This is a genomic window from Streptomyces sp. JJ36, assembly GCF_021696945.1.
Lineage (GTDB): Bacteria > Actinomycetota > Actinomycetes > Streptomycetales > Streptomycetaceae > Streptomyces.
Map to the genome: position 1 here is coordinate 1 of NZ_JACYHE010000144.1, position 4652 is coordinate 4652.

The 4652-nt window shown below is 77.5% G+C and carries 5 protein-coding genes; all 5 read right to left on the reverse strand.

Going from position 1 to position 4652, the window contains the following annotated elements:
• Positions 1-544, reverse strand: a 544-nt coding sequence (locus HOY81_RS26750) for a glycosyltransferase (RefSeq protein WP_237323291.1), incomplete at its 3' end; no start/stop codon positions are given.
• Positions 545-740: 196 nt separating this feature from the next.
• Complete coding sequence (gene recN / locus HOY81_RS26755) at positions 741-2483, reverse strand: DNA repair protein RecN (RefSeq protein ID WP_237323292.1); 1743 nt, start codon at positions 2481-2483, stop codon at positions 741-743.
• Between the two features lie 106 nt (positions 2484-2589).
• Positions 2590-3489 carry an NAD kinase gene (locus HOY81_RS26760; RefSeq protein WP_237323294.1) on the reverse strand — a complete coding sequence of 300 codons (900 nt, stop codon included), beginning with the start codon at positions 3487-3489 and terminating at the stop codon, positions 2590-2592.
• A gap of 2 nt (positions 3490-3491) precedes the next feature.
• On the reverse strand, positions 3492-4307 hold the full coding sequence (locus HOY81_RS26765) for a TlyA family RNA methyltransferase (RefSeq protein ID WP_237323295.1): 816 nt from the start codon (positions 4305-4307) through the stop codon (positions 3492-3494).
• A 13-nt stretch (positions 4308-4320) separates the two neighbouring features.
• On the reverse strand, positions 4321-4652 hold a 332-nt coding region (locus HOY81_RS26770; protein WP_237323293.1), incomplete at its 5' end, for a hypothetical protein.

Genomic DNA, 4652 nt, shown 5'->3' on the forward strand with positions numbered 1-4652 from the left:
CGGGCAGCCCGGCGGACGCCAGGCGGGCGTCGCGGGCGCCGCGCCGCCGGGCGCACTGCACCAGCGCCCCGGTGGCGCCGAGCACCACCGACGCCGCCCGCACGGCGCGTCGTTCCAGCATCCGCAGCACCGCGGCGCGCGCGCCGTCCGGATGCTCCCGCGCGTGCCAGCTCAGCACGAGCGGCACCCGCCGGGCCCGGCCTCCCGCACCCGCCAGGGCCAGCGCGGCCAGCGCCGCGGCCCGCGGTCCGTGCGCGTGCACCACGTCGGCGTCGGCACACACGGCGCGGAGTGCGCAGAGGGTCTCCCCGCGCGTTCCCCCGGTCCGTCCCGCCCCGCCGATCCGCACCGGACCGGCCCCGGTGCCGGTGACACAGGCGGCGGCGACGTCCCGGGGCGCACACACGCTGACCCGGAGGCCGTGGGCCGACAACCCCGCGGCCAGGGCGCGCACCTGCGCGCACGCGACGGCGCACCCGCCGTCGAGCACATGGACGGCGTGCGCCGGAGCGCGGGAGAGTGACGGCTCGGCGGTTCGGCTCACGACGGAGGGGCTCCTGAGGCGGTGTGGGGGGAGCACCGGACGACGCGCCGGCGGGGACGCCGGGCGGCGAACGGCGGTGTGCTGCGCCCAGGATGCCAGGTGCGCTCCGCCGTGCCGCACGCCTGCGGGGCGCCGGCCGCCGCGGCACGCGCCGGTGCCGCCACCGGATCACCCGTACGAGCGTCCCCGTCCACGGTCACGCCCCGGTGCGCGCGGTCTCCAGCAACTCCTCCGCGTGGGCGCGGGCCAGTTCCGAATCCTCCTGCCCGGCCAGCATCCGGGACAGTTCGCGCACCCGGTCCTCCCCCTTCAGCGCCTGCACCCCGCTGCGGGTGACCGAGCCGTCGTCGGTCTTCTCCACCACCAGATGCCGGTCGGCGAAGGCGGCGACCTGCGGGAGGTGGGTGACGACGACGACCTGTGCGCTGCGGGCCAGGCGGGCGAGCCGCCGCCCGACCTCCACCGCGGCCTTGCCGCCGACGCCCGCGTCGACCTCGTCGAAGAGATAGGTCGGCACCGGGTCGGAGCCGGCGAAGACGACCTCCACCGCGAGCATCACCCGGGAGAGTTCACCACCGGAGGCCCCCTTGGCGATGGGCCGGGGGCGGGCGCCCGGATGCGGGGCGAGCAGCAGCTCGACCTCGTCGGTGCCGTGCGGCCCGAAGGCGACCGTCTCGCCGTCCACCTCCAGCCCCTCCGGGTCCGGCGCACGGCGCAACGCGAAGGAGACCCGGGCGTGGGGCATGGCGAGTTCGGCCAGCTCCTCGGTGACGGCGGCGGCGAAGCGCCCGGCGGCCTCGGTGCGCGCCGCGGTCAGCTCCCCGGCGAGTGCCGAGAGTCCGGCACGGAGCCGGTCGCGCTCGGCGGTCAGCTCCTCGATGCGGTCGTCGTCGCCCTCCAGCTCCGCGAGCCGGGCGGCGCTCTGCTCCGCCCACGCCAGCACGCCGGTGATGTCGTCGGCGTACTTGCGGGTGAGCTGCGCGAGGGCGGCCCGGCGCTCCTCGACGGCGGCCAGCCGCAGCGGGTCGGAGTCCAGGTCCTCCGCGTAGCTCGCGAGTTCGCCCGCGACGTCGGAGAGCAGGATGCCGACCTCGCCCAGCCGGTCGGCCAGCGCGGCCAGCGCCGGATCGTGCGCGCGTACGGCCTCCAGCGCCCGGTGGGCCCCGGCGACCAGGGTGCCGGCGTCGACCCCCTCCGGGTCCGCCGGGTCGCCGGCCAGCGCGCCGTGGGCGGTGGTGGCCGCGGAGGCCAGCGCCTCGGCGTGGCCCAGCCGCTCCGCCTCGGCGGCGAGTTCGGCGTCCTCGCCCGGCTGCGGCTCGGCGGCGGCGATCTCCTCCACCCCGAAGCGGAGCAGGTCCGCCTCCTGGGCGCGCTCCCGGGCCCGGGTGGTCAGCTCGGCGAGCCGGTCGGAGACGGTGCGCAGCCGCCGGTAGGCGTCGCTCCAGGCGGCGAGCGGGCCGGCCACGGCGTCGCCGGCATACCGGTCCAGCGCCTGCCGCTGGCGTGCCGGGCGCAGCAACCCCTGCTGGTCGGTCTGGCCGTGCACGGCGACCAGCTCGTCACTGAGGTCGGCCAGCACACCGACCGGCACGGAGCGGCCGCCGAGATGGGCGCGGGAGCGGCCCTCCGCGGAGAGCGTGCGGCTGATCAGCAGCGCCCCCTCGTCCAGCTCGGCGCCGGCCTCCTCGGCGCGTACGGCCGCCGGGGCGCCGGGCGGCACGGCGACCCGGCCCTCGACGACGGCGGCCTTCGCCCCGGCCCGCACCAGCGCCGCGTCCGCGCGGCCGCCCAGCAGCAGGCCGAGGCTGGTGACGACCATCGTCTTGCCCGCGCCGGTCTCGCCGGTCACCGCGGTGAAGCCCGGGGACAGCTCGACCACGGCGTCGTCGATCACGCCCAGGTCCCTGATCCGCATCTCCTCCAACACGGATACGACCATACGAGGTTCCCGCCCGGAAACCACCCTCGCCCTCCGGCCGCCACCCGGACGTGCGGCCTCCGGCGGCCCCGCGATGCCGGGAAGGGGAGGCCTGCCCGGGCCGCCGTCACTGCGGGGCGCCGCGCCAACCCGACACCGGGAGCGCGAACTTGGCGACCAGCCGGTCCGTGAAGGAGGCGTGGTGCAGCCGGGCGAGCCGCACCGGGACGGCGCCGCGCCGCACCTCCACCCGGGCGCCCGCGGGCAGCTCGACGCTGCGCCGCCCGTCACACCAGAGCACGCCGTTCGGAGTCTGCGGCTGCACCTCCACCGCGAGCACCGAGTCGGGGGCGGTGACCAGCGGCTTGGCGAACAGGGCGTGCGCGGAGATGGACACCATCAGCAGCGCCTCCACCTCCGGCCACACCACGGGCCCGCCCGCGGAGAAGGCGTAGGCCGTGGAGCCGGTCGGTGTGGCGCACACCACGCCGTCGCAGCCGAACCGGGAGACCGGGCGGCCGTCCACCTCGGTGACCACCTCGAGCATGCGTTCCCGCGCGGCCTTCTCCACGGACGCCTCGTTGAGCGCCCAGTCGGAGTGCACCACGTGCCCGTCCGTGCGCACCAGCACGTCCAGGGTCATCCGCTCCTCGACCTCGTACGAGCGGGCCACCACCCGGTGCACCACGCGCTCCAGGTCGTCCCGTTCCGCCTCGGCGAGGAAGCCGACGCGGCCGAGGTTGACGCCGAGCATCGGCACGCCGGAGGCGCGGGCGAACTCGGCGCCGCGCAGCAGGGTGCCGTCCCCGCCGAGCACCACCAGCAGCTCGCAGCCGTCCACCGCGCCCGGTTTGCCCTCGACGGTCTCCACCTCGTCCGGCAGCGGCAGGTCGGTCGCCTCGTCCCCGAGGACCCGCACGCCGATCCCGCTGCGCAGCAGCCCCTGCACGACCAGCTCGGCGCTGCGGATCGCTGCCGGGCGCCCGGTGTGGGCGAGGAGGAAGACCGTACGGGAATCGGTCGCCATGGTCACTGGGGGCCCTCCGTCACCGCTCGTTCGAGGTCGGCCGGGTCGAGCTCGGGCGCCCCGGCGCGCAGCCACAGAAAGTATTCGACGTTCCCCGACGGTCCGGGAAGCGGGCTCGCGGTGATCCCGCGCACCCCGAGCCCGAGCCCGGCGGCCTGCCCGGCGACGTTGCGCACGGCCTCCGCCCGCAGCTCCGGACTGCGCACCACCCCGCCGCTGCCCAGCCGCTCCCGGCCCACCTCGAACTGCGGCTTCACCATCAGCAGCAGGTCCGCGCCGGGCGCCGTGCAGCGCACCAGGGCGGGCAGCACCAGGCCCAGCGGGATGAAGGAGAGGTCGCCCACCACCAGGTCGACGGGCCGCCCGTCCAGCGCCTCCGGGGTCAGTTCGCGCACGTTCGTCCGGTCCTTCACGGTGACCCGGCCGTCCTGCCGCAGCGACCAGGCGAGCTGCCCGTAGCCGACGTCGACGGCGACCACGTGGCCCGCGCCGGCCCGCAGCAGCACGTCGGTGAAGCCGCCGGTGGACGCGCCCGCGTCGAGCGCCCGCCGGCCCTCGACGTGCAGTCCGCGGGGCACGAAGGCGGCCAGCGCGCCGGCGAGCTTGTGCCCGCCGCGGGAGACGTAGTCGGGGTCGGCGTCGTCCTCCCGGACCACCAGCGCCGCGCTGGTGGCCACCTGAGTGGCGGGCTTGGCCGCGGTGACGCCGCCCACGGCGACCCGTCCCTCGGCGATGAGCCGGCTCGCGTGCTCCCGGGAACGGGCGAGTCCGCGGCGGACCAGTTCCGCGTCGAGTCGCCTGCGCTGAGGGCGGGTCACAGCCACGTGGGGGTCAGCTCCTGGGGTCGGGCCGGTCGAGCGCAGTCAGCGTGTCGCGCAGACCGCGGTGCACATCCTCGTACACCTCGAGGTGACCGGAGACGGCGAGGTGGTCCGCGTCCTCCAGCCGCCTGAGCTGCGCGTCGACCGGCGGGTGCCCGGTGGGCTCCAGCGGCACGCCGAGGGGCTGCGGACCGTCGTCCGCCGGGCCCTCGGCGGCGTGGCCGCCGGGCTCCGCCGCGGGCGTGTCCGGCCCCGTCGTGGCCTCGCCGGGGGCCGCGGGCTCCTGGTCCGGTGCCGGCGCGCCCGGGCCGGGCGCCGCCTGCCCAGCCGCCCCGGCAGGCG